Consider the following 24,464-nt stretch of genomic DNA (forward strand, 5'->3'; position numbering starts at 1 on the left):
CGTGGATGTGGTCGTTGAGTCGGCCCTGGCCAGCGTCAGGGATGTGCTGGGGGCGGAGTGGTGTGTGCTGCGGTTGCTCGATGAGGAGACGGGCGAGCTGGTGCTGAAGGCGAGCGTGGGCATGGGTGCGGAGCTGCAGGCCAGGGCAGGCCGCGTCCGGCCCGAGGGTAGCCTGTTGGGCAAAGTGCTGGAGACGGGAGAGCCCGTGGTGGTGGAAGACCTGGCCGCCGGCGGATTGGACATGCATCTGCCCTACTACTCGGCCGAGATGCGGGCGGTAGCCGTGGTGCCGGTGCGGGGGGTGGGGAAGATTCTGGGCACATTGAAGGTTTATTCCCCCGTACCGCGGCGCTGGACTGAGGAAGAAGTGGGGTATTTGGGGACCATCGCGAGCCAGACCGGGCTGGCTTTGGAGAACGCGCGTATTTACTCGGTGCTGCGCGAGTACTATCTGAATGCGGTGCGGGCGCTGGCGGCGGCCCTGGAGGCCAAGGATGTTTACACGCGGGGTCATTCCCAGCGGGTGGCGCGGTGGGCGCGGGCGTGCGCGCGCGTGCTGGGGCTTGGTGCTGAGGAGCAGGAGCAGGTGTACCTGGCGGGGCTGTTGCATGATCTGGGCAAGATCGGTGTGCGCGAAGGCATTCTGCTCAAGCCGGGGCGTCTGGACGAGGAAGAAATGAAGGAGATGCAGGGTCACCCCGTGGTGGGGGCTAAGATTTTAGAGCCGGCCAGGTTTCCGGCTGCGGTGATTGCTGCCGTGCGGCACCACCACGAAGACTACGGTGGCGGCGGTTATCCCGCGGGGCTGGTGGGGGAGGAGATCCCCCTTCTGGCGCGGATCATCCGGGTGGCGGATGCTTACGATGCCATGACGTCGGCCAGGCCGTACCGGCAGGCTTTCAGTGCCCAGCAGGCCCGGGAGGAACTGCGGCGGGGTGCGGGCAGGCAGTTTGATCCCCGGGTGGTGGACGCTTTCCTGCAGATTCCGGAAGAAGAAATAATTGCCGATAGGGGGGTAGCCTGATGCCTCCCGCTAGGTGGACCGCAGCTGGGTGAGGAGGCCCGCGGCCTCCAGCGAGCGCCGGGCGGGCACGGCCACGGCTGTGGCCAGCGCCAGCTTGAAGAGGTCCAGAGGGAGGTACGGGATCACACCTGCCCAGAGGGCCTTTGAAGGACTGAGGTGGAGCACGAGCGCAAGCTGGGTACATCCCACCGCGTACGTGGCAAGCAGGCAAAGGGCCATGCCGGCGGCAGTCCTCCCGTAGGCCGGTTGGCTCCTTCTCTCCACCACCTTACCCAGCAGGTAGGTACCCAGGACGAACCCGGTGAGGTAACCTCCCGACGGACCCAGGATGACGGCGGGGCCACTGCGCCCCTGGGCGAACACCGGTAGCCCGGCTGCACCGAGCAGGATGTAAGTGAGGATGGACAGCACTCCCAGGCGGCTGCCCAGGATGGCTCCCGCCAGGAACACCCCCAGCATTTGCCCGGTTATGGGTACGGGGGATATGGGGATGGGAATGGACACCTGAGCGAGCACAGAGATGACGGCTGCAAAAAGAGCCGGTAGGGCGAGAACTCTTGCACGCACCGTTATTCCTCCCGTCAGCAGGTACGCTTCCAGGCAGGCCTCCATGTGGCCGGCGTCAATGAGTTGTTCGTGAAACAGGGCGGGCGAACCTTCTCGAGGGAACCAGCCACGGTTCCCCACGACGTGTCGAATCGTACGGGGGCCTTCTGCGGGGTTGACCGCGCCGCAGGGGGCCTTTCTCCCTGGGGCGAGGCGTGATAGGATGGGGAGTAGCCGAACGGTGGGTGGTTCGCGGTGATCATTAGCGCCAGCAGGCGAACGGATATCCCCAGGTTTTACAGCGAGTGGTTCATGGAGCAGATCCGTGCCGGGTACTGCAGCTATCCTAACCCGTTTAACCCCGCACGGCAGGTGCTGGTTTCCCTCCGGCCCGAAGATGTCGACGTGATCGTGTTCTGGACTAAGGATGCCGCGCCCCTCTTGCCCAAATTGCCGGAGCTGAGGGAGCGGGGCTACCGCTTTTACTTCCAATTTACGGTGAACGGGTATCCCCGTTTCCTGGAACCGGGTGTCCGTCCGCTCCGCGAGATACTCGACACCTTTGCCCGCCTGGCCGACCTGATCCGGCCTGCACCCGTGATCTGGCGGTATGACCCCATCGTCCTCAGCGACGCCACCGGGCCGGACTACCACCGTCGCCAATTCGAGAGGATTGCCGCTCGCCTGGCGGGCTTCACCCGGAGGGTAGTGGTCAGCGTGTTCGACGACTACCGCCGCGCCGGTGCCCATCTGCGCCGGGCGGCGAAACGGGCCTCCGTGGGCCTCGTTCTTTCTGGGCCGGGCACCCCGGTCACGGATGCCCTGTTGCGAGACCTGGCCCAGATAGCGCGCGCAGCGGGACTGGATATCTTCAGTTGTGCAGAAGCCCGCGACCTGACTCCACTGGGCGTCCCTCCGGGTAAATGCATCGACGACCGCTTGATAAGGGAAACCTTCGGCATCCGGGCGAGCGGCAGGAAGGACCCCGGACAGCGCCCGGCCTGCCGGTGTGTCGAGAGCCGGGATATAGGTATCTACGGGACCTGCCACCACGGGTGCGCCTACTGTTACGCGCGCGGTTTCGCCGCACCACACCGTCCGCAGGGGACGGCGGCAGGGGCGCATGGGGTGGCCCAGTAGGGGTTCGGGAGGGACCGGGTGTGTATGACCTGATCATCGTGGGGGCCCTCGTCATCGACGGCACGGGTGGTCCCGCCTACTTCGCCGACGTTGCCGTGGCCGGCGGCAGAATAGTCAGGATCTCCAGGCGTCCGGCACCGCCCCGGGTTCAGGCCGGGGCAGGGCTGCAATATCCTTCCCGTGAGGACGCCGGTCCCGGAGCAGGACAGCCCTGGCCGGGCGCATGGTGCATCACCCAAGAAGGGCAGTCCTGGCCCGGCGCACGGAATGTGTTCGACGCGCGGGGATTGTGCCTGGCACCGGGGTTCATCGATATCCACAACCACTCCGATCTTACGATTCTTGCGGATCCGCGGGCGGAAAGCATGGTGAGCCAGGGAGTCACCACCGTGGTGGTGGGCAATTGTGGCTTCTCCCCGGCACCGTGGCCGGGACCGGAAGGGGGCGAGAATGCCGTCCTGATGCAGGAGGATGCTGCGTTCCTGGCGTGCGGGTTCGACGTGCCGTGGAGGTGGCGTTCTTTCGGTGACTACTTGCGCGCCGTGCAGGCCAGCCGGCCGGCGGTGAACGTGGTGGCCCTGGTAGGCCACGGCGTCATCCGGGAGCAGGTGCTGGGCCGTGCCACTCGAGCTCCCGACCGGGCCGAGATGAGGCGGATGCAGGAAATCCTCGGGGATGCCATGGCGGACGGTGCGGCCGGCATGTCCTCCGGTCTCATCTATTACCCCGGTTGCTACGCTGGTACCGAGGAACTGGTGGAACTGGCACGCGTGGTGGCGCAGGCGGGGGGGGTTTACGCCTCCCACATCCGGGGAGAGGGCGAAACGCTGCTGGACGCCGTGGCGGAGGCAATCGGGATCGCCCGCCGGGCCGGTGTCTCCACCCAGATTTCCCACCTGAAGGCGGAAAGCCGATTCATGTGGGGCCGGCTGGGCGAGGCCCTGGCCATGATAGATGCTGCCCGCCAGGAAGGGCTGGCGGTGGACTGCGATCAGTATCCCTACACCGCCTACAATACCTCGCTGGGAAGCTTCCTGCCCCCCCAGGTCATGGAAGGGGACTGGCGGAAGGTTCTTGCCTCGCGCCGGGGGAGGGAGGAAATCCGGCGTATCATGGCAGAGGGGACACCGGACTGGACGTCCTCGGTGCGCGGCATGGAATGGAGCGATTTCGTTGTGGACGGCACCGGAGACCCGTCCACCGACGGCAGGGACCTGGCGGCTCTTGCCTCCGGAAAGGACCAGGATGCCTGGACGCTCTTTTTCGACCTCCTGCTGGAGTACGGCCCCCATGTGCGCGTAATCGGCCACGCCATGCACGAAGATGACGTGGCGAAGGCCGTGGCCCGGCCCGATGTGATGGTGGGGTCGGATGGTTACGCCCTGCCCCTGGAGGGAGACGGCCATCCCCATCCCCGCTCATTTGGCACTTTTCCGCGCGTTCTGGGGCGCTACAGCCGGGAGGAGGGGGTCATTTCCCTGGAAGCAGCCGTACGCAAGATGACGGGGCTACCCGCCGCGAAGCTGGGACTCCGGGACCGCGGCCTCGTGCACGAGGGATACTGGGCAGACCTGGTGTTGTTTGACCCTCACCTTATCCAGGATACGGCCACCTTCGAACAGCCCTGGCAGCGCCCCCGCGGCATAGTGCATGTGCTGGTTAACGGGCAGCCGGCATCGGCACGCGCCGGATGCGTTCTCTCCTCGACCCCCACCTGAGGGAATGACGTCTGCGGGGGCAGGGCAGAGGGGCCGGGTCATGTGCGGTGGAACGCGGCGAGCAGTATGAGGAGCAGTCCCGGGAGCACCGACGCCTGCCCCGGCAAGCAGGCGCGGGTCGAGGCACGCCCTATGGTTACGCCGGCGGCCACGAAGGCCGCGCAGCCCAGCGACACCGTCACCACCACGTGGGCGGGAAACGCGAGCATCCCCGCTGCGAATCCTGCGCCGAAGGCGTCCAGGCCCAGGGCCAGACCCAGCAGGGCCGATTCACCGGCGTCGATGCGACCCGACCTGTCGAGGTCGGCCGCCTCGGGATCGCGCAGGATTTGCACAACGATGCCCAGCGGGCGGAGGCGCCAGGTGGCGAGGGATGGCGTCCGTGCGCGGCGCAGGTACTGATGCCATCCCTGGTACACCTCCCACAACCCGACGGCAATCAGCAGGAGCCGCCCGAGGGTCGAGGCAACTGCCGCGTCCGTAGAGGTTCGGATGGACTGACCGGCCGCGATGGATGCGCTCATGAGAACCCCGGTGAGCAGGGCGATGACCAGGTACGCGGCAGGAGGTAAGCGAGTGCCCCTGATGCCGTAGGAGAGTCCTGCGCCCAGGCCGTCCAGGCTCAGGGCAATGGTCAGCAGTAATACCGGCCAATCCGGCACGATCCGTCACCTCGCTCACCTTCCCAGTATACGCGGCAGCCATCTCCCCCACTTTCCACTTTACCGCAGCATCGGCCGTCTGACCAGCAGGATTCCCGTGTGCCGCCGGGGAAACCCAGGTGTGACTGGATGCCGTCTGGAACTGTGGCAAGGTCGAGGCGGCCCGAAGGAGTGATACGATGGCGGAACCGATGTTCAGAGGAGTGTTTGCGCCCATTCCCACACCCTTTGGGGAGGATGGAGAGATAGCGTACGGGGCCCTGCGGAAGAACCTGGACCGATGGGCGGCCACGCGTCTGGCGGGTCTGGTAGTGCTGGGGAGCAATGGGGAGTTTGCGCTCCTGGACCCCGATGAGAAGGAAGCCCTGGTGGGGTTCGTGCGCGAGCATTTCCCCGCTGACCGGCCCGTGATCGCCGGTACCGGCTGTGAATCCACCCGGGCCACCATCCGTTTCACCAGGAGGGCGGCCCAGCTGGGGGCCGATGCGGCTTTGGTGCTCAACCCGTACTATTACAAGGGCTCCATGACCGATGCGGCCCTGAAGCGGTTCTACCTGGATGTGGCGGAAGCATCCCCAATCCCGGTGATGGTCTACAACATGCCCGGGAACACGGGCCTGAACCTTTCCAGCAGCCTGGTGGTGGAGCTGGCGCAGCACCCCAACATCGTGGGGGTGAAGGACAGTTCCGGGAACATCGTACAGATTTCCGAGATCGTGGCCGGGGCTCCGGAGGGATTTGCCGTTTTCGCGGGGTCGGGTAGTTTCCTCCTGCCCACCATCCTGATGGGCGGTGTGGGTGGCACGCTGGCGGTGGCCAACGTGTTGCCCGACGAGTGTGCCGGCATCGTTTCCATGGCCCAGGAGGGGCGGCTGGAGGAGGCCCGTTTGCTCCAGCTGAAGATACTGGCGGCCAACGCGGCCGTGACCAGCCGGTGGGGAGTCGCAGGCCTCAAGGCAGCCCTGGACATGATCGGCTATTACGGTGGTCCGCCCCGACCCCCGATTCTCCCCCTGGACGAGGCTGTGCGGGCCCAGTTGCGCACCATCCTCATACAGGCGGGCGCTCTGGCTGGCTGTAACGAGCACTGATGGCGGCCAGAAGCAGGGAGCGGTGGCTGGGGCATCCCGTTTTCCGGCACAGGTTGGACAGGTGACTGCGCATGTGATGGGCGCGGGCAGAGGGGGGGCGAGGGGGTGCGAGAGGCCGTGTGGGACTTCTTCCAGTTTCAGTTGCCCACCCGCATCGTGGCGGGGATGCAGGCACTTTCCGGCCTGGGCGACGAGGTCCTGGGCCTGGCGGCGCGGGCCGATCAACGCTGCTGCGTGCTGCTGGTCACGGACCGGGACCTGGCAGGGGCCGAGCCCGTGCGGCTGGTGGTGGACTCTCTGCGGGGACGCGGGGTGGGGGTTGAGGTATTCGGGGAAGTGGCCCCCGACAGTTCGGTGGGCGTGGTACGGCGGGGTGCTGCGGCGTATCTGGAGGCAGGAGCCGAGGTACTGGTGGCGGTGGGAGGCGGTAGCAGCATCGACACCGCCAAGGCCATCAACATGATGGTGTCCACGGGGCAGGACATCCTGGACCTGCAGGGGGTGGGGGTACTGGATCGGCCCCTGCGTCCCCTGGTGGCCATCCCCACCACAGCGGGCACGGGCAGTGAGGTCACCTTTTTTGCCATGATCAGGGATCCTGACCTGGGCGAGAAGCTCCCCTTTGTGAGTGCGTACCTGGCTCCTCACCTGGCGGTCCTGGCTCCCCAACTGACGGTGGGAATGCCTCCCCTGCTGACGGCCACCACGGGTATCGATGCCCTTACCCACGCCGTCGAGGCTTTCCTTTCCGGCAATCGGGATCCTATCTCCGACGCCCTGGCCCTGAGGGCGGTGAGCCTGATCTGGCGAAATTTGCCCCGGGCCGTTCACTGCGGCACCGATCTTGAGGCGCGGGCCCATATGCAGGTGGCGGCCTGCCTGGCCGGCATGGCGTTCAATCATCCCATGGTGGGAGTGGTACACGCCCTTGCCCATGCCGTGGGCGGGCGCTACGGAGTGCCCCACGGTCTGGCCAACGCCATCTTCCTGCCCGAGGGGGTGCGCTTCAACCTGCCGGGTAACGAGGTGCGGCTGGTGGAGTTGGGCCGGGCCATGGGCCTGCCGGGCCTGCCGGCGGCGGAGGGGTACGGTGAGGCGGACATGGCGGAGGCGGCGGCCAGGGTGGTGGAGGAGACAGCCCGGTTCATAGATTCGCTGGGGATAAGGCGCAGCCTGCGGGCGGCGGGGGTGGGGGAAGAGGCGGTGCCGGTGGTGGCGGAACTGGCCCTTTCTGACGGGTCGCTTGCCGCCAACCCGCGCTGGCCCGAGTATCAGGACCTGGTGGCCATGGTGAGGTCTGTCCTGTAGCCATCCAATCCGATGGCCATCCCAATGCGAAGGGGGAAGTTTGCATGCCGTATTTCAAGGACGCCGAGGACCTGTACGACCTGCTCGGAGGTCTTTTCCGACAGGGCCGGGAGCATCCCGACCTGGCACCCAAGGTGGCAGCTTCAAAGATCCTCATCCAGTTCCAGTATCAGGAGCCCGAGGCCGTGATCACCATCAACGCCAAGAATCCCCAGGAGCCGCCGCCCTATGACGTGATCTTGGGGCCCACCGACATCAAGCCCGACGTGGTCATGACCATGAAGGCGGACGTGGCCCACGAGTTCTGGTTGGGTAAGGTGAACCTGCTCACCGCTCTGGCCCGGCGCCAGATAGTGGCCCAGGGGCCGGTATCCGTGGCCATTAAACTGGTACCGGTCCTGGGACCGGCGTTCACCCTGTACCGGCAGTACCTGGAGCAGAAAGGCCGCCAGCCCTGAGCGGCATTGCCATGATCGTGCGGGTGTCGCGGGCGGTGGCCCCGTCTTGAACCACTCGGTGCGGAGGTGAGGCCGGTGACCGGTTACCACGGGCGGTACCTGGAAGTGGACCTGACCCGCGGACAGGTGGAGGTTCGTGCCTGGCCGTCAAGCTGGGCGGAGCGGTTCGTGGGAGGAAGTGGGCTGGGGGCGTGGCTCATTTACCAGGAGCTGGGGTCTGCCCTGGCCGGGCTGCATCCCCTGGAGGCGGCTTCTCCCCTGGTCTTCGCCACCGGCCCGCTCACCGGGAGCGGGCTCCCCGGCACGGCACGATCGGTGGTGTGCGCCCTGTCGCCCCTCACGGGGATCTGGGGGGAGGCCAACGCCGGCGGCAACTTCGGTCCTGCGCTCAGGTGGGCGGGGTGGGACGGTATCCTGATCCGGGGGCGGGCGGTGCGGCCCTGCTGGCTGGAGATCACGGACCGAGGTGCCCAAATCCACCCCGGCGAGGATTTGTGGGGCCGGGACACTTACGAGACAACTTTGGCCCTGCTAGAGCGAGCCCCGCGGGGGTCGCTTGCCGCGGTGGGGTGTATCGGTCCCGCGGGGGAACGGCGGGCTCCCCTGGCGGCCATCATCCACAACCGGGGCCATGCCTTCGGCCGCACCGGCATGGGGGCGGTCATGGGGAGCAAGAACCTGAAGGCCATCGCCGTGTGGGGCAGGACCCCGCCCCCGGTCGCCGATCCTGCCCTGTTCCGCGAAGTGCGGACCCGCATGCTGGAGAAGATCAGGGAGCACATTGTCACCCAGTCCCTTTCGTTCGCGGGCACCGCCAGTTCCATTGACCTGTCCAGCCTGAGCGGGGATTTGCCCGTACGCAACTGGTCCCGTCCCACCTGGGCGGGTGTGGAGGCCATAAATGCCACCAGTTACGAGTCCATCCTGGTGGGCAAGGAGAGTTGCTTCGGCTGCCCGGTGGGGTGCAAGCGCCGGGTGCGCGTGGGGCCGCCACAACCGGGACGACCCGGGGGCCCGTGGCAGGCGGAGGGGCCGGGGCCCGAGTACGAGACACTGGCTGCGCTGGGAAGCCTGCTGGAGGTCGGCGACCTGGGTGCCATCGCCTGCGCCAACGAACTGTGTAACCGGGCGGGGCTGGACACCATCAGCCTGGGTGCCACGCTAGCCATGGCCACGGAGCTGGACGAGGTGGGGCTGCTCCCCCCGGAGATGACGGGGGGCCTCCGGTTGCGCTGGGGTGACGCCGCCGCCATGGTGGAGGCGGTGCGCAGGGCGGCCGGGGGGGAGGGGCTGGGGAGATGGCTGGAGCAGGGGACGCGACGGCTGGCGGCCGCCCTGCTCGACCACCACGGCGGCCGGGGGGACGGGGTGGCGGCGGTCATCGGGGAGGCCGCCGTGCATGTCAAGGGGCTGGAAGTCCCCATGCACGACCCCCGGGCCAACCACGGCATGGCCCTGGCGTACGCCACCTCGTACCGCGGAGCCTGCCACGTTTCGGAGATCAACTACTTCCTGGAGCAGGGTGCCGCCACCATGCCCGGGCTCGGACTGGGAGAGCCTCTCCCCGGGCCGTCCGCCGGGGGCAAGGCTCCGGTGGTGGTGGCGGCACAGGACTTCACGGGATTGGCCTGCAACTGCCTGCTGTTCTGTTACTTCATCCTGGTAGCCCTGGACGACACCGATGTTTGCCAGGCCGTGGAAGCCGTCACCGGTAGGGCGTGGACCGTGGGTGCATTGCGGGAAGCCGGGGAACGGGTCTGGATGCTGAAACGGTTGATCAACACGGCTCGGGGCGTTACCCGCCGGGACGATCGCCTCCCGGCCCGGTTGCTGAGGGCGTTCGACGAGGGGCCCGTGGCGGGGTCAAGCCCCGACCTGGAGTCCATGCTCGATGAGTTTTACCGCCTGCGCGGCCTTGACGAGCAGGGGATACCCCGTCCCGAGACCCTGGCTCGCCTGGGCCTGGCCCTGGCCGGCCTTGGGCGGGCGGGGAGTCCGGAGGAGCGTTAGAAGGGGAAGGGCCAGGGGACGCCCAGTTCGCGGCAGTTGTTCCTGATCTCCTCCAGCACCACCGCGTTAACCGGGATGCCCTCGCGGGCCCTTTCCTCCTCCGCCTCGAATTCTTTCTCTCCCGCCAGGTAGATGCGGTCCTGGCCTTCCTCCTTCGGGGAGTTCTTGAGTTCGCGGATGAATTGATCCAGGCGGGCCTTGAACTGGGCCGGGGGCATGATGGCGTCTATCTTGATGGCGGCGAAGAAGTGGCCCACGTTCGACGGCCGTCCCTGGGGATCACCGGGCGGAAAGACGTGGGTGAGGAAACCGGCTCCCGATAGCACTCCGCACAGGATGTCCACCACGCTGGCCAGGCCGTATCCCTTGTAACCCGATGTTTCCGCCGGCCCTCCCAGAGGGAAAAGCCCGCCCCCGTGCAGGATGCGGTCGGGATTGTCGGTGGGTTTGCCCGCTTCGTCCGCTCCCCAGTGGGGCGGCACCTTATCCCGGCGCCGGCTGTACACTTCTATGCGACCGATGGGCACCACGCTGGTCGCCATGTCCAGCACGAAGGGGCGCTCCTCCCCGGCTGGGGCAGCCACGCTGATGGCGTTGGTGCCGATGATCCTCTTGCGCCCGTAGGTGGGGATCACCAGGGGCTGGCTGTTGGTCAGGGAGATGCCGATCATGTCGTGGGGCAGGGCCATCATGGCATAGTAACCGGCGATCCCGTAGTGGTTACTGTTGCGCACCAGGACGGCTGCCATCCCCACTTCCGCGGCCATCTCCAGGCACATGCGCATGGCGTGCACCCCAGCAACCTGGCCCATGCCGTTGTTGGCGTCCAGCACCGCCAGCCCCGCGCTGCGTTGTACCACCGTCACCTCTGTGCGGGGGTTTATCCGTCCAACCCGCAACCGGTTCAGGTAGTACGTATTCAGCCTTTGCACCCCATGGGATTCGATCCCCCGCAGATCCGCCCGGACCAGGACGTCAGCTATGATTTCCGCCTGGTCGGGGGGGACGTCGACCCGCTCCAGGATGCGGGCGACCAAGTCCTTCATCACCTGTGCGTCGACCCTGATGTATACGGGCTGGCTGGCTCCTTCGGCCACTGGTTTCGCCTCCCCTTACCGCGTTTGCTTTGGTTTTCGACACGGCCCCCGTTTCTCCTACCGGAAATGGCAGGGGCCGGCAACCGTCAGCAATGCCGGCCAGTACGATGGACCACGACCCGGGACAGCCACCACACCGCTGCGAAGGTCACCAGCACCCCGAGCAGGCCAGCGAGGGCCGTACTTGCGCCGCCCGGTACGCCCGGCAGGGAGTAGTCGGGGATCGGTGCCTGCAGCATGGTGATAGCTCTTCCCAAGAAGGCACAGTCCTCTGCCACCCGCTCCAGGCCGTCCGGCCAGGGGCACGCGATGGGCGCCAGCAGCAGGGCTACCAGGATGGCTGCGGCCAGGATCCACCAGTGCGTTTTTTCTGCCCCTTGATAGGAGTGCGTCATGACCGTATCCCTCCTGCCGCGGTTTCAGGTAGGCCGAGCAGAGCCGGGCGGACGCGCGCCACGTAGGCCAGGACCGCCGTGGTGATGATCCCCTCGCCCAGCCCGATGAGGGCGTGCCACGACGCCATGGCCGGAACGGCCACCCGCAGCGGCACGGTGCCCGCTATGCCGAGTTCCAGGGCAGCGGCCAGTGCTGCTACCAGCACCGACAACCAGCTGGCCAGGAAAGCCGCTACCGGGTGGAATCCGGCGCCCCGTCGCAGCATCCGGTAGGTCAGGTGGGCGGTAAGGGTTCCTATCACCGCCATGTTGAAGACGTTTGCCCCGAGGGCGGTGACGCCTCCATCACCGAACAGCAACGCCTGGATTATCAGAACCGCCGTGAGGCTCAGGCTAGCCGCCCAAGGCCCGAAGAGGATAGTGATCAGGGCCCCTCCCAGCAGATGCCCCGAGGTGCCGCCCGCGATAGGGAAATTCACCATTTGGGCCGCAAAAACGAACGCGGACATGGCGGCCAGCACCGGGACCTGGCGTTCTTCCAGCTCCCTGCTCAGGCGCGAGGCTGCGTATCCCACGGCTCCCGCGCTCGCTACCGCTGTGCCGACCAGGGTCTTGGGGTCCAGAAAGCCGTCCGGAATGTGCATCTTTTCGCCTCCTCGTCGAGGAAGTTGCCGGGGTCGATTCCGGGTGGTGTCAGAGTAACCGCCCAGGGCATGCGCAGCCGGGCACGCTCCACCAGGTTCGCATCTGCCAGCAGGCCGGGCGTGCCCGCCGCCAGTACCTCACCTCCTTCCAGCACCAGGATGCGGTCTGCCCAGGCCGCGGCCAGGTCCACGTCGTGGGTGGCCAGGATGATGGTCTTGCCCGCGGCGCTCAGCGCCTCCAGGAAAGCCACCAGCTCAGTCTGGGTGGCGGGATCCAGGAAGGCGGTGGGTTCGTCCAGCACCAGGATGGGGGGATCCATGGCGAGCACTCCCGCCAGGGCCACCCGGCGCTTCTGACCCAGCGATAGGTCCTGGACCGGTCGCTCGGCCAGGTGACTTATCCCCAGCTGGTCGAGGGCGCGCGCCACCGCCTCGGCCACGCGGGCGGGAGGCCAGCCCAGTTGCAGAGGGCCGAAGGCCACGTCGTCGGCCACCGTGGGGGCGATCACCTGGTCGTCAGGATCCTGGAAGACAAAGCCCACCTGGGTCCTGGCCCAGTGGGAAGCTTCCCGGTCGAGGCGGCGTCCCCGTATGCGCACTTCACCGCGACCGGGCGAGAGCAAGCCGTTCAGGTGAAAGAGCAGGGTAGACTTGCCCGCTCCGTTGGGGCCCAGGATCGCCAGCCGGCTGCCCGGGCCCACGGTGAGGGATATCCCCTTGAGGACGAGCGGGCCGCCCGGGTAGGAAAACCAGAGATCCCGCACCTCCACCGCCATCTCACCCACCGCCACGGCTTCCTCCCCGCGGTGTGCGCTTTGCCTCTCCTCACCTGTGCGGGGACGGGGTACGGGTGGCACCTCACCCGGCAGGGGTCCTCCTGACCTGTACCCGCGCGCCACCATGGCCTGGTGGACCCGCTCCCCGCGATCCAGTGTGCGGAGCAGCGAGGCTCCGAGCAAACGTCCCAGCGTCCCCGCCGTGCGGGGATGGAGCACACTGCCCAGGTGGAACGCGCGGCAACCGAGAGCCCGCTGCATGCGCAGGATTTCGTGATGCACGAGGTCACCGTAGCGAACAGTACTGGCGATCAGGCTGGTGAGTACAGGGGGAACGCCCAGGTGGCGGAGGGTGCGCAGGATGCCCGTCCAGCCCACGATGCTGACCAGCAGCATCACAGCCAGGAGGGCGGAAACCATGCGCAGGGAGAGGATCAGCCCCTGGCCAAGCCCGGGAAGGGAGAAGTGCAGCAACGGGAATCGCACCTGCAGCGGGGCCACGAACGGGGGTGGTCCGGTGAGCCCCAGTACCGCCGTGGTCGTGGCCCCCAGCAGAAGGGGGTATGCCAGCCGCCCCGTCAGGCACCGCCAGGAAAGGCCCCGCCACCGGCAGGCGGCCACGAGAAGGAGGGCCGCTCCTCCCAGCAACCCGGCATGATCCAGGTTCACCAGCACAACTATCAAGGCCAGGAAACCGGCTACCGGAATATTGCTTCGCGCCAGCCCGGGGACCCCGACCATACCCTCACCGCCACCCGTATTGTAGCACGAACTTCCGGATGGTGCCACGTGCCTTGACGCCTCGCCCCTTGACGCCTCCTGAGCTGTGTTGCTCGTCCGCCGGCATATGGAGTGGTTTCTGCCACGGGGGAGGAATAATCTGGAGTATCAGCGAAGTATCAATCACCGATTGTGGGGTTGCCCTGAGCTTTCCCTCGCAGTTCGGGGGTAATCTGTCCATGCTAGATGGGAGGTGGCGAGACATGAGGCGCCCAGTGTGGTTGCTGGTCCTTGTCCTGCTTATGTGCGGCGTGTTCGTGGGCGGCGGGTGGGTGGCGGCTGCAACTCCGAGGGCCGCTTCTCCAGGGGCCGAGGGCCACCGGTACATCGTGGTGTTCCGGCCCGGGGTGCCCGCCGGAGAACAGCTGGCCGTGGCCCACCAGCACGGGGCCCGAGTTATCCACCGGTTGTGGGTGGTGAATGCCCTGGCCGTGGAATTCCCCTCCGTGGTCCCGCGCGCCCTGGCTTCCCATCCCTGGGTAGCCCGCGTGGAGGAGGATGCGCGGGCCTTTGCCCTGGCGCGCAAGCCACCGGCCCAGCCCGCGCAGCAACTGCCGTGGGGAGTGGACCGCATCGATGCCGACCTGGCCTGGGCATCCTCGCGGGGCACGGGCGTCAAGGTGGCGATAGTGGACACCGGGATCGACAAGGATCATCCCGACCTGGTGGACAACTTGAAGGGTGGCTACCTGGCCATCCAGACCGGTGTGTACAAGAGGAAGGGCCCTGACGGGTGGGACGATGATAACGGGCACGGCACCCACGTGGCCGGCATCGTGGCAGCCGTGGACAATACCATCGGCGTGGTGGGAGTTGCCCCGGAGGCCTGGCTCTACGGCGTCAAGGTGTTGGATCGCACCGGCTCCGGGTACTACTCCGACATCATCGAGGGAATTCAGTGGTGCATCGACAACGGCATGCAGGTCATCAACATGAGCCTGGGGGGTTCCACGGACAGCCCGGCCCTGCATGACGCGGTCATTGCCGCATACAACAGCGGCATCACCATAGTCTGCGCTGCGGGCAACTCCGGCCCCGAGGAAGACACGGTGGCCTACCCAGCCCGCTACCCCGAAGTGATCGCCGTGGCGGCCACGGCGGCAGATGACTCGGTGCCCGACTTCTCGAGCCGGGGGCCGGAGGTGGATATAGCCGCGCCGGGCGTGAGCATCCTGTCCACCTGGAACGATGGCGGGTACGCGACCGCGAGCGGCACTTCCATGGCCAGCCCCCATGTGGCGGGTACGGTGGCTCTCTACCTGGCAGCCCAGGGGCCGGCGTCTCCCGACCAGGTACGCCAGCATCTGATGGCAACTGCTGAACCTCTGCCCTATCCGTCTACCTGGGTGGGAGCGGGGCTGGTGGACGCCCAGGCTGCGGTGGGTTCCCGCTGACGCGATGTCCTGACCTTGCTTTGCACGCTGGGCAGGATGGCGGCCTCGCTGGCCGCCATCCTGCTGCTTTCGGGGTGGCCATCCCAGGCGGCTGCCCATTTTTTCGACAAGGGTAATCCGCTGTGGTTGGCGAAAGTCTCTGCATGTTTCCCGCAGCGGCCCGGTCGGGAGGGTGTTCCATGTACGACTTGCGGATAGTGGTTGAAGAAGTGAGGGGTTTTTGCGATATGCCCATGCGTCCCGGTGATTATTGCGAGCTCCGGGGCAGCCGCCTGTCGATTCCTGATGGGCGCTACTTTTGCATGTGGGCGCTGCAGAGCGTTCTCCCCCTGTTGCCGGTGAAGCAGCGGCGCATAGCCGAGGAAAACGACTGGATCCCCCGGACCTTCCGGGTGACCTGTCCGGATCCGGACGGTATGGTGATCCTCCGCATCGAGCAACTGGATGCCCGCGACCGGTCGCCCGTCGACCAACCGGGTGCACGGGGCGACTCGGCGGTCGAGCGACCGGCTCCAACTGGCCGGACGCTGGTCGAGCAGCCGAACGCGCGCCAGTGGACTCCCGCCGAGGGGAACGAAAGGGGGCCGCTTCCCCGGATGCTGGTCAACAGCCGGATGTGTTCCGGCTGCCGGTCCTGTGAGCTGGCCTGCAGCTACAGGCACGAGGGAGTTTTTGCCCCTTCCCTCTCGCGTATCACGGTGAGAAAGGATGAGGTCGGGGGGGCGGACGAGCCCGTGGTGTGCCGTCAGTGCGGGGTGGCGCGGTGTGTGCAGGTGTGTCCCTGCGGTGCCCTGGCCCGCAACCCCCGGACGGGTGCGGTGCGGGTGGATGCCGGGTTGTGCATGCGGTGTGGAGATTGCGTGGCGGCCTGTCCCTTCGGGGCCATCAGGATTCACCCCGACACCGCCCTTCCTCTCATCTGTGACCTGTGTGAGGGGGATCCTGCCTGTGTGGGCAGGTGCGCCACCGGGGCCCTGCGCTACGGCAGGGCAGGCGACCTCCGGCACGCGGCTGCGACCGGGCCGGGGGTGGCTGGTGAGGCGACTGCGGGTAGACGCAGGGACGGCGGTGCTGCTGAGTGCGAAGCCGGGGGTCAGGTGAAATGAGCGCACGGTGGGGATGTGGATACGCTGGCCGGGTACTGCTGGTGGACCTGACCGCCGGTCGGAGCACCATCGAGCCGCTTGACCACGGGGTGGCGCGCCGGTTCCTGGGCGGACGGGGCCTCAACATGCGGGTCCTGTACGATGAGGTCACCCCCGGGGTGCATCCCCTGTCACCGGAAAACCGGCTTATGTTTGCGACTGGCCCCCTGGTGGGCACCCACTTTCCGGGAGCCTGCCGCGTCAACGTGAGTGCGCGTTCCCCGCTCACCGGCATCCTGGGTGATAGCAACGCGGGCGGCTTTTTTGGCCCGGAACTCAAGTACGCCGGTTTCGATCAGGTGATCATCCAGGGCCGGGCTCCGCGGCCGGTATATCTGTTCATCACCGACGAGGGTGCTCATCTGCGCCCGGCAGAGCACCTGTGGGGCCTGGACGTATGGGAAACCCAGCAGGCCATCAGGTCCGAACTGGGTGATGAGGGAGTGCAGGTGGGAGTGGCAGGTCCGGCGGCCGAAAACGGGGTGCTTTTCGCGGGGGTATTCTTCAACCTGGCCCGTCCGGCCGCCCGCACCGGGATGGGGACGGTGATGGCGAGCAAGAACCGCAAGGCGGTGGCGGTGAGGGGCAGGGGGATGGTCAGGGTCGCCGACCCTGCCGCCTTCGCCTCCCTGGTGGGCACCGCCGATGCCGCCATATTCGCGCACCCGGAATACGATGCCCGCCGCCGGCTGGGCACCACCCGCCTGGTGCGTGCCCTCCACGGCCTGGGCTGCCTCGCCAGCTTCCACTTCCGCACCGGTTGCTTCCCCGGGGTGGACCGGGTGTCCGGGGAGCGTCTTGCTGCCACCTACCGCGTGAAGGGCAAGGCCTGCTTCGGGTGTACCATCCCCTGCAGCCGTTTCTTCCGCATAGAATCGGGGCCCTTCGCGGGCCTGGCCAGCGAGGGACCCGAATTCGAGGGCCTGGCGGGGTTCTCGTCCCGGGTGGGGAACGACGACCTGGCGGTTGCACTGCGGGCCATAGATATGTGCAATCGTTACGGGATGGACGTCATCTCCGCTTCGGAGGCGATTTCCTTCGTGATGGAGTTGGGCGAAGCCGGCCTGGTGAGTTCCCGTGAAGCGGACGGGCTGGATCTGCGCTGGGGAAACGCTAACACCATCCTGGCCCTTCTCGAAAAAATCTGCCGTCGGGAAGGGATCGGGGATGTCCTGGCCGGCGGGGTGCGCCGGGCGGCCGAACTGATCGGGCGCGGGAGCGAGCGGTACGCCATGCATGTCAAAGGCCTGGAGGTATTCCAGGCCGATCCCCGCGGGATCAAGGGTTACGCCCTGGGTGTGGCAGTGGCCAGCCGGGGAGGGGATCATCTGCGCTCCGAGCCCTGGTTCGAGCTCACCGGTGATAGCGAGGAAGCCACGCGCCGCTTCGGAGAGGCGGAGGCGGCGCAGCGCCTGTCTCCGCGGGGCAAGGGCAGGCTGGTCAAGTACTACGAGGAACGGTGCGCGCTGGCGGACTGTCTGCAGGTGTGCAAGAATACCCTGGTTAACATGGAGATTCTTCCCTACGACCAGGCCGCCTGCATACTGGCTGCTGCGACGGGCTGGGAATTCTCGGAGGAGGAACTGCAAGCATCCTGCGAGCGACTGGTCAACCTGGAGCGCTGCTACAACGCTCGCCTGGGTCTGGGGCGGGCAGACGACACCCTGCCCGATCGCTTCACCCGGGAGCCGCTCCCTCCCGACAGCGGGCCGTCGGCGGGCAGCGTGGTGGAACTCGACCAGATGCTGGACGAATACTACCTCGCCCGGGGCTGGGATTTGTCCACCGGGCTTCCCAAGGGAGAGACGTTGTCCCGTCTGGGCCTGGAGATATCTGTCAATCCCGGCGCCGCCGCACCGGGCGGGTGCAGTTAAGGAGATGCGAGAGGGGGGCATGCCCCATCCGACGGCGGTGAGGCGGGCGGTGCCGACGGGCCGGCGGGTCCTGCGCGCCGGACTTGCGGGCTGGCGGGTGCTGGTGGTGCTGTTTTTCACCGGCTGGGTCATAATGTACGCCAACCGCACCATCCTGTCCGCAGCCATGAGACTGCTCGAACAGGAGTGGTCGCTGGGCCACACCGAACTGGGCCTGATCAATTCGGCCTTTTTTCTGGCGTATGCCCTCATGCAGGTTCCGGCCGGAGTCCTGGGTGACCTGGTGTCCCGCCGCCTGGTGTTGCTGGCGGGGTGGTTCGTGCATGCGGGGGGCACCCTGGCCAGTGCCCTGTCACCCGGCCTGGGTCTCTTTACGGTTGCGCGAGTTGCCACGGGCCTGGGCCAGGGCAGCTATTATTCGACGCAGTACGCCCTGGCAACTGCTGCTGTCCCGCCGGAACGCCGGGCGAGGGCCCTGGCCCTCATCAACGCGGGCATGAGCGCGGGCATCCTGGCGGGCTGGGGAGCAGGGGCCCTGGTGCTATATCGCTGGCACGTCCCGTGGCGCGCCGTCTTCCTGATCCTGGCAGTGTTCACTGCCGGTCTGGGCGTCCTTATGACGGCCCTGGTCCGTGAAGACCGTTCGGCAGCAAGTGCGCTGGCGGGGGACGCCACCAGCGGTGGGTCGGTGCCGGAGCGGTCGCTGCGTCCGGCCAAGGGGGTTGCGGTAAGGCCCACGAGACGCGTTCTTCTCCTGGCATCCGGCACTTCCTTTTGCAGCATGTACGCGTTCTATGTCCTCTTGACCTGGCTGCCGTTCTACCTGCAGGTTGCACGCCGCCTGGAAGGCACCGAGGCCGGCCTGGTGGCTGCCCTGGTGCCGCTGCTATCGGTGCCGGCGTCGCTGCTGGCAGCCGCCTGGGCGGACCGGCCCGGCCGGGAAAGCGGGGTGCGGAGGGCAGCAGCCCTGGTGGTGCTGCTCCCGGCCGCGGCGCTGGCCGTGCTCATGGTGGGGCTTGTTCCCGGCCGCATAGCTCTGTACGGTGGTGTGGTGTTGTACGGTCTGACGGGCAAGCTGGTGGTGGATCCCTTGCTGGTGGCAGAGGTGGCCGCTGCCACGCCCCGGGAAGCGTATGCCAGCGCCTTCGGGATACTCAACCTGGCCTCCACGGTGCCCACCTTCCTCGCCCCTGCGGTAACAGGATGGTTGGCTGACCTCACCGGTCACTTCGGGGGGGCCTTCATCGTAGCCGCCGTGCTGCTCGGCATCGGTACCATCACCGCCGCGGTCCTGGCGGGGTCCGGTGCGCCCCGCCCTGGCAAGAGCAGGTCGAGGCGGAAGTGAGCGCTGCGCTGGCGGGTTGCTGCCCTGCTGAAGCAGCGGCCGTCACTACAGGGGGCGAATCTCATGACTGAGGGTCACAAGTGGTTGCTCCTGGTCTACAAGATCCCGCCCGAACCTTCACGGTACCGGGTGGCCGTTTGGCGGCGCTTGAAGGGAGCAGGGGCCGTCTACCTGCAGAACTCGGTCTGCGTCCTCCCGGATTCTGAGGCCAACCGTGACCTGTTCGGGGCCGTGGCCAGGGAGATCGAGGCCGCAGGCGGCGAAAGCTTGATGTTCCTGGCTGAAGCCTCAGATCCCGCGGAGCAGGAGAGGGTGGTCGCGCGGTTCAACAGCGAGCGCGATGCGGAATACGGGGAGTTCCTCGAGCAGTGCGCGGCGTTTCTGGAGGAAATACGTCGGGAAACCGAACGCCGGAACTTCACGTTTGGGGAACTGGAGGAAAACGACGAGAACCTCGAGAGACTGCGCGGTTGGCTGGGAAAGATTGAGGGGCGGGACTTCTTCGGTGCGGCGAGAGCACAAGAAGCCCGGGCGCGCCTGGGGGAGTGCCGGGAGGCCCTGGAGGCTTTTGCGGCGAGGATCTATGCGGCCAGCGAGGGGCAGGAGGTTGCGGGAGGCCGGGCGCCCGGGTAAGGCCGAACCGGCAGGTGACGAGCAGGCTCCGGGGTTGCTCCGGAGCCTGCTCCAATCTCACGGTGTCGCTTAACCTTCGGTCTCCATGGCACGCAGTTCCTTCTCTACCTGGGCGGCTTCGGCCCTGAGTTCCTCCAGGTAGCGGCGCAGCCGCTCCACCCGCTCCTCGCGACTGAGGAAGCGCCGGTGGAAGTGGCCACCCCCACAGCACGTGTGCCAGGCGTGCCCGTGGTGGCGCGTGGCGGTTTGGCAACAGGACATTTCATTCACCTCCCTCCCTTGTTCCTTCGTCACTGCCTGCGTGGGGAGCGGGTTTGCCCAAGATGCGGCGATACCGCTCCAGGTAAGATTCCAGGCGCTGTCGCTGCTGGTCCACGTCGGAGGCCCAGGCGTGGAGCAGTTCCCTTCCCGAATCGGTGAGCCGGTAGAGGCGCCGGGCAGGACCGCTTCCTTCCATGTCCCAGGTTGAAGTTGCCAGGCCGTCCTCCTCCATGCGGCGGAGGTTCCGGTACACCGTCCCCGCGTCCGGATAACTGCCGGCACCCATGACTTCACTCAGGCGTTCCATGAGCTCGTAGCCGTGGGCCGGCCTTTCCTCCAGCAACAACAGGAGCCACGCCTCAAGAAATCTCTCGCCCCGTCGGGGACGGCACCCGCACTCCCCGTGTCGGTGATCAGACTGCTCATCGCACAAGGGTATCGCCTCCTCGGCCGTGGGCCATTTATATGCAGGTCACATATACGTGATGACATTATATACCGACCCGGGCGTGGAGTCAACTACGGGCGTATTCCCGGGTGCCGGCCGGTTGCCTGACACGGGCCGCTCGGCTTTCGAGCTTGCGAACGCCTGACGTGTGAGGCGCGAGGAGAGTCCCCTCTTGTGTCGAAGAGAACAAGGGGGGATGCGGTCATGGGGGAAGCCGTACCCGGGCGATGCAGCAACTGTCCGGCGGCGTTGCCGGGCCGGCCCTTCGACTTCGTGGTCACAGGCGGCTACGTGGAACCCCTCGCCAGTTGTTCCCTGTTGCGTAATTACCGGGCGGGCCAGTTCATCCTGCGGGAGGGGGAACCGGCAGACGGACTGTACGTACTGCGCAAAGGGCTGGTCCGCATCTTCCTGCTCGACGAAGAGGGCCGGGAGCACACCATGCGGTTCGCGCATCCCGGCGATGTGATAGGTGGGTGTCAGTTCACCGGCAGGCGCCGGTTCAACTGCTATAGCGTGGTGGCGGTCAGCGACGCTGAGGTATGTCACTTCCCGGTGGCGTCCCACGGTGAACTGCTGGGACGCTGTCCGGAGCTTGCCCGCGCCCTGCTCGATGTGATGGCGGGCCTGCTGGACGAGTCTTACGTGCGCCTGCGGGAGCTGGCCAGCACCAACTGCCGGCAGCGCCTGGCCCGCTTGCTGGTGCGGCTCGCCGAGAGCCATATCGCTGGCGATGAGCAGCACCGCGGTCCGGATGAGCCGGTAACCATCCAGCTCCACCGCCAGCGGATGGCAGACATCCTGGGGGTCACCAAGGAGACGGCAGTCCGGGCCCTGTCGTCCCTGAAGGTAGCTGGCCTGGTAGAAACGCACGGGCGGGCCATCGTGATCAGGGACCTGCCCGCGCTGCGTCGCTTTTGCGGTCTTGGCTGAGATCCCGCCGTTCTGCTCAACGGTACCCGCCGGGGGGTGCCCGTTGATCTTTTGTTGGGACGGTGCAGTCTATGGGTATGATACCGGGGTGGCGGCGCACCGGCAAATTGACATTGATCAATGAGCCCCGTTCTCGTGCGTGCTATCCTTCAGGCAGCGCCACGCCACCCAAACGTATACCACCGGGGCGGGCGGAGTGCCCCGGGACGGCCCCTTGCCGGTTTCTCGCGGTGGCGCGTGTGGCAGGGCAGGAGGTGATGGGATGTCAGGACTCGGCAAGCGGCTCCATTACCTGTTCGCGACCACGCACGGTCTGCTGCTGATGGCCACCGCCTGGGACGCCCTGCTGGTGGCTGTGCTCTCCACGCTTTCCGGACCCCTCCTTGAACTGGGGATCGCGGCTGCCCTTCCCTTTCGGTTGGTGGAGGGAGAGGCGGTGGGGCGCAAGATCATGCTCTACCACTCCCTGGCCATGCCCTTCGTGGCAGCCATCACCTACCTGATCCTGGATCTGGTGCCCACCAGTCCCTGGCACGTGCGTACCGTGCGCACCGCCGCCACGGTCGGGTACATGGTGAGCAGCCTGGCCGGGCTGGCCTTTGCTTACCTGGTCCGCAGCTGGATCCTGCACGGTCTCTTCGTCGCCGGCCTCGTTCTCATGTTTTATGCCGGGGTGGTGCTGGCCCACGGGCTTTGGCCGCCCCGTCACCCGAACCCCCATCCCGCCTATGCCCGGTGGGGCAGGATTTCCCTGGAGCGGGTGGCCTTCTTCACGGTGACCGTGCTCACCCTCGGTTCAGCCGCCCTGGGTGCGGGCGCGGGGGCCTACTTCGGTAACGGATTCGAGGCATTCCTGGCTGAGGATGCCATCCGGGCACCGCACCACACGGTGGCCCAGCTGGCCGTCATCGGGCACCTGCACATCATGCTGGCTCTGATTGCGGTGGCCATCATGCTCCTGGTGGGACGCTACCTGGACTTCAAGGGTCCCCTGCACCGTGTGGCCATGCCCATAGCCATCGCGGGCAGCACCATCATGGCGCTGGCGTGCTGGTCGGTGATGGTGTGGGAAGCAGCGCACAAGGCCATCTACGTCGGTGCGGCCCTGGTACTGCCGGCCGCCCTCCTTCTGGTGATATACGGATGGTGGGAGGCTGCGCGCGGGGCGGCCCCCGGCCGGCGGCTGGCGGCCGTGGCGGGTGATCCCCTGTACTTTGGCATGCTGTTTCAACAGGTGTTTGTCAACTTCGTGGTGACGTTCCCCGGGATGTCCGTGGCCTTCAACCTGGACGATTACTTCCGGGTTATCCCCGCTGAGTACGAGCGCCGCTTCCTGAGCGGTCACTGGCACGTGCTGGCCGCACTCTGCGCTACGATCATGATCTTTCTGGTGGCGGACTACCTGGGGCAGCAGGGATGGATCCGCCGTGCCCTGGGATGGGGCGTACTGGTGGGTGGCGACCTCGCCTTCACCTTCGCCGTGGTGTACATGTTCGGGCCGCCCGGGGTCGACGTGACGTGGACGTGGTGGTTCATCGACGCGGGCCTGGGGACGTTCCTGGTGGTGTTGGCCATTTTCCTGGGGTGGCGCCTGGTGGACCTCCTCCGGGTCCGGGGCGACTGGTCGCGCCACCTGGCGCTGGCTGCGGCTTCCGCGCGGGGGATTAGCGAGCCGCGGTCGGCGGTTGCCGGGTCGGAATCTGCGGGGTGGCAGGCATGAACGGGGGCAATACCGTGGTGGCGGTCCCGACCGGCGCGGGCGCGGGGAGGGTGCGGCGGGCAAGCCGGGCGGTGGCCATGGTGGAAGCTACCAAGCTCCGCTCGGTAGTGCTCCTCACCTTCGTGGGATTGGCAGCGGGAATCTACGTGCTGTTCACCGTGGTACCCCCGGGTGAGCGCTCACGGGCATCGTCGCGTCTGTTGCTGAGCACGCTGGCGGTGCTCGCAGGGAGCATGGGGACAAATGCCATCACCGGTTACATCGATCGCCGCATGGACGCCACCATGGCACGCACGCGGCACCGTCCCATCCCTTCGGGGCGCCTGGCACCCGGAGAGAGCTTGGGGCTGGGCGTGGGACTGGTCGCAGCAGCTACTATGCTGACCGTCCTGACCGGGCATCTCTGGAGCACCATCTGGCTGTTATTCGGGGTGGCCGACGTGGCCCTGGTTTACAACGGCTGGTCCAAGCCCAGGACCGCGTGGAACGTCATCCTGGGGTCCCCGGGGGGAGGGGCGCCGGTCATGGTGGTGACGGCTGGCGTAACCGGCCAGGCGGCTAGCCCGGCAGCACTGTTGCTGGCGGCCCTGGTGGTGGCGTGGACGCCCATCCACGTGTGGAGCCTGGCCATCCGGTACGTCGATGATTACCGGCGGGCAGGGGTGCCCATGCTGCCCGTGGCCATAGGGGTGGAAAAGGCCTCCCGCTGTGTGGGTTGGACCGCCGTGGGCCTGTGTGCGCTGGCATCGGCCCTGCCCGCCGTGGTCCGACTGGGTGCGGTCGGCACCCTGCTGCTGGCAGCCATGCAGCTTCCGGTGCTCGCCATGAGTGTAGCGGTTATGCTGCGGCCCACCCCGGAACGGGCGTGGCTGCTCTTCAAGCTGAGTAGTCCGTACCTGGCTGGCCTCTTCCTGCTCGTGGCCATCCGCCCTGTAATTTGATTACGCCGGCGGACCAGCTGACCACGCCCGCTGCCACGGGGATCTGCTCATTGGTGCGGGCCAGGCGTGCACCTGGCCCGGGCGTGAAGGAATGAGCAGGCGTGGTGCATAACACCTGTTT

23 protein-coding genes are annotated in these 24,464 nt (G+C 66.9%); 15 read left to right on the forward strand and 8 right to left on the reverse strand.

Translation table 11 applies throughout. From position 1 onward, the window contains the following. A partial coding sequence (locus AB1446_02045; GenBank protein ID MEW6545686.1) for an HD domain-containing phosphohydrolase occupies positions 1 to 1,024 on the forward strand: 1,024 nt, incomplete at its 5' end. Between the two features lie 9 nt (positions 1,025 to 1,033). Here the strand turns inward: AB1446_02045 and AB1446_02050 are convergent. Continuing rightward, positions 1,034 to 1,591 (reverse strand): biotin transporter BioY, encoded by a 558-nt coding sequence (locus AB1446_02050; protein MEW6545687.1) that lies wholly within the window; start codon positions 1,589 to 1,591, stop codon positions 1,034 to 1,036. 234 nt (positions 1,592 to 1,825) lie between these two features. On the opposite strand from AB1446_02050, the gene AB1446_02055 reads away from it, so the two are divergent. Together AB1446_02055 and AB1446_02060 are read left to right on the forward strand one after the other, a co-directional pair. After that, on the forward strand, positions 1,826 to 2,710 hold the full coding sequence (locus tag AB1446_02055) for a DUF1848 domain-containing protein (GenBank protein MEW6545688.1): 885 nt from the start codon (positions 1,826 to 1,828) through the stop codon (positions 2,708 to 2,710). Positions 2,711 to 2,730: 20 nt separating this feature from the next. Further along, a complete protein-coding gene (locus tag AB1446_02060) occupies positions 2,731 to 4,428 on the forward strand; it encodes a D-aminoacylase (GenBank protein MEW6545689.1) in 1,698 nt (565 codons plus the stop codon). A 38-nt stretch (positions 4,429 to 4,466) separates the two neighbouring features. Here AB1446_02060 and ytaF read toward each other — a convergent pair whose 3' ends face one another. Then, positions 4,467 to 5,090: a sporulation membrane protein YtaF gene (ytaF, locus tag AB1446_02065; GenBank protein ID MEW6545690.1), complete on the reverse strand. Its 624-nt coding sequence runs from the start codon at positions 5,088 to 5,090 to the stop codon at positions 4,467 to 4,469. Between the two features lie 179 nt (positions 5,091 to 5,269). On the opposite strand from ytaF, the gene AB1446_02070 reads away from it, so the two are divergent. From AB1446_02070 to AB1446_02085, 4 genes are all read left to right on the forward strand, one after another. Beyond that, positions 5,270 to 6,181: a dihydrodipicolinate synthase family protein gene (locus AB1446_02070; GenBank protein MEW6545691.1), complete on the forward strand. Its 912-nt coding sequence runs from the start codon at positions 5,270 to 5,272 to the stop codon at positions 6,179 to 6,181. 105 nt (positions 6,182 to 6,286) lie between these two features. Then, positions 6,287 to 7,489 (forward strand): iron-containing alcohol dehydrogenase, encoded by a 1,203-nt coding sequence (locus AB1446_02075; protein ID MEW6545692.1) that lies wholly within the window; start codon positions 6,287 to 6,289, stop codon positions 7,487 to 7,489. A 44-nt stretch (positions 7,490 to 7,533) separates the two neighbouring features. Continuing rightward, a complete protein-coding gene (locus tag AB1446_02080) occupies positions 7,534 to 7,947 on the forward strand; it encodes an SCP2 sterol-binding domain-containing protein (protein ID MEW6545693.1) in 414 nt (137 codons plus the stop codon). A 75-nt stretch (positions 7,948 to 8,022) separates the two neighbouring features. Further along, on the forward strand, positions 8,023 to 9,957 hold the full coding sequence (locus AB1446_02085) for an aldehyde ferredoxin oxidoreductase family protein (protein ID MEW6545694.1): 1,935 nt from the start codon (positions 8,023 to 8,025) through the stop codon (positions 9,955 to 9,957). On the opposite strand, the gene AB1446_02090 is transcribed toward AB1446_02085, so the two are convergent. From AB1446_02090 to AB1446_02105, 4 genes are all read right to left on the reverse strand, one after another. Continuing rightward, entirely contained in the window at positions 9,954 to 11,054 is a 1,101-nt protein-coding gene (locus tag AB1446_02090; protein ID MEW6545695.1) for an Ldh family oxidoreductase, read from the reverse strand. The two genes, AB1446_02085 and AB1446_02090, sit on opposite strands and share 4 nt — an antisense overlap. Before the next feature lie 86 nt (positions 11,055 to 11,140). Next, a complete protein-coding gene (locus AB1446_02095) occupies positions 11,141 to 11,449 on the reverse strand; it encodes a PDGLE domain-containing protein (protein MEW6545696.1) in 309 nt (102 codons plus the stop codon). Further along, the gene (locus AB1446_02100; GenBank protein ID MEW6545697.1) at positions 11,446 to 12,093 is read right to left on the reverse strand and encodes an energy-coupling factor ABC transporter permease; all 648 of its coding nucleotides are present in this window, start codon (positions 12,091 to 12,093) and stop codon (positions 11,446 to 11,448) included. Before AB1446_02100 ends, AB1446_02095 begins: the two co-directional genes overlap by 4 nt. After that, positions 12,039 to 13,610, reverse strand: a complete 1,572-nt coding sequence (locus AB1446_02105; GenBank protein ID MEW6545698.1) for an ATP-binding cassette domain-containing protein — start codon at positions 13,608 to 13,610, stop codon at positions 12,039 to 12,041. Before AB1446_02105 ends, AB1446_02100 begins: the two co-directional genes overlap by 55 nt. 242 nt (positions 13,611 to 13,852) lie before the next feature. Here AB1446_02105 and AB1446_02110 point away from each other — a divergent pair, with 242 nt between their 5' ends. The 5 genes from AB1446_02110 (at position 13,853) to AB1446_02130 (ending at position 20,040) form a co-directional block, all read left to right on the forward strand. Further along, entirely contained in the window at positions 13,853 to 15,043 is a 1,191-nt protein-coding gene (locus AB1446_02110) for a S8 family peptidase (GenBank protein ID MEW6545699.1), read from the forward strand. A 179-nt stretch (positions 15,044 to 15,222) separates the two neighbouring features. Continuing rightward, the gene (locus AB1446_02115) at positions 15,223 to 16,149 is read left to right on the forward strand and encodes a TIGR04076 family protein (GenBank protein MEW6545700.1); all 927 of its coding nucleotides are present in this window, start codon (positions 15,223 to 15,225) and stop codon (positions 16,147 to 16,149) included. Then, a complete protein-coding gene (locus tag AB1446_02120) occupies positions 16,146 to 18,062 on the forward strand; it encodes an aldehyde ferredoxin oxidoreductase family protein (protein ID MEW6545701.1) in 1,917 nt (638 codons plus the stop codon). Before AB1446_02115 ends, AB1446_02120 begins: the two co-directional genes overlap by 4 nt. A gap of 19 nt (positions 18,063 to 18,081) precedes the next feature. Continuing rightward, positions 18,082 to 19,407: an MFS transporter gene (locus tag AB1446_02125; GenBank protein MEW6545702.1), complete on the forward strand. Its 1,326-nt coding sequence runs from the start codon at positions 18,082 to 18,084 to the stop codon at positions 19,405 to 19,407. Positions 19,408 to 19,470: 63 nt separating this feature from the next. Continuing rightward, positions 19,471 to 20,040, forward strand: a complete 570-nt coding sequence (locus tag AB1446_02130; GenBank protein ID MEW6545703.1) for a Chromate resistance protein ChrB — start codon at positions 19,471 to 19,473, stop codon at positions 20,038 to 20,040. Positions 20,041 to 20,109: 69 nt separating this feature from the next. Here AB1446_02130 and AB1446_02135 read toward each other — a convergent pair whose 3' ends face one another. Further along, complete coding sequence (locus AB1446_02135; GenBank protein MEW6545704.1) at positions 20,110 to 20,301, reverse strand: hypothetical protein; 192 nt, start codon at positions 20,299 to 20,301, stop codon at positions 20,110 to 20,112. A gap of 1 nt (position 20,302) precedes the next feature. After that, positions 20,303 to 20,734 (reverse strand): helix-turn-helix transcriptional regulator, encoded by a 432-nt coding sequence (locus AB1446_02140; GenBank protein ID MEW6545705.1) that lies wholly within the window; start codon positions 20,732 to 20,734, stop codon positions 20,303 to 20,305. Between the two features lie 219 nt (positions 20,735 to 20,953). On the opposite strand from AB1446_02140, the gene AB1446_02145 reads away from it, so the two are divergent. The 3 genes from AB1446_02145 (at position 20,954) to AB1446_02155 (ending at position 24,343) form a co-directional block, all read left to right on the forward strand. After that, positions 20,954 to 21,682, forward strand: coding sequence for a Crp/Fnr family transcriptional regulator (locus AB1446_02145; GenBank protein MEW6545706.1), 729 nt, complete (start codon positions 20,954 to 20,956; stop codon positions 21,680 to 21,682). A gap of 262 nt (positions 21,683 to 21,944) precedes the next feature. Then, complete coding sequence (locus AB1446_02150; protein ID MEW6545707.1) at positions 21,945 to 23,402, forward strand: hypothetical protein; 1,458 nt, start codon at positions 21,945 to 21,947, stop codon at positions 23,400 to 23,402. After that, entirely contained in the window at positions 23,399 to 24,343 is a 945-nt protein-coding gene (locus AB1446_02155; protein MEW6545708.1) for a UbiA family prenyltransferase, read from the forward strand. Before AB1446_02150 ends, AB1446_02155 begins: the two co-directional genes overlap by 4 nt. The last annotated feature ends 121 nt before the right edge of the window (positions 24,344 to 24,464 follow it).

This window comes from Bacillota bacterium (assembly GCA_040757085.1).
In the GTDB taxonomy this organism is placed as follows: Bacteria; Bacillota; Sulfobacillia; order JACIYH01; family JACIYH01; genus JACIYH01.